Source organism: Marinobacter sp. UBA2498, from assembly GCF_002341575.1.
Classification (GTDB): domain Bacteria; phylum Pseudomonadota; class Gammaproteobacteria; order Pseudomonadales; family Oleiphilaceae; genus Marinobacter; species Marinobacter manganoxydans.
This window is the reverse complement of record NZ_DDOI01000058.1, coordinates 69,854-70,196: the sequence shown is the minus strand read 5'-3', so window position 1 is coordinate 70,196 and position 343 is coordinate 69,854. Positions and strand designations below refer to the sequence as shown.

The 343-nt window shown below is 60.6% G+C and carries 1 protein-coding gene; it reads right to left on the bottom strand.

The window, feature by feature from the left end; all coding sequences use genetic code 11:
* Positions 1–343 (bottom strand): ATP-binding cassette domain-containing protein (locus tag B2W52_RS07160; RefSeq protein ID WP_286802159.1); only part of this gene is annotated, 343 nt, incomplete at both ends.

The following is a 343-nucleotide window of genomic DNA, read 5'->3' as shown; positions in this document are numbered from 1 at the left end:
ATTTCCTTGATAATGTTGGGCTGGATACCTTCCGTGGGTTCGTCAAGCAGCAGCACCTTGGGCCGGGTGGCCAGTGCCCGGGCAATAGCCAGCTGTTGTTGCTGACCGCCGGAAAGGTTGCCACCACGCCGGTTCTGCATTTCCTTCAGTACCGGGAACATCTCGTAGAGGTCCTCGGGTACCTTCTTCTCACCCACGGCGGCCAGGCCGGTCTCGATATTCTCCCGTACCGTCAGTGTCGGAAAGATCATCCGCCCCTGCGGCACGAAACCGATTCCGGCGCGCACACGCTGGAAGCTCTTCAGGCCGGAAAGGTCGTTCCCATCCAGGCTGACCTCACCGC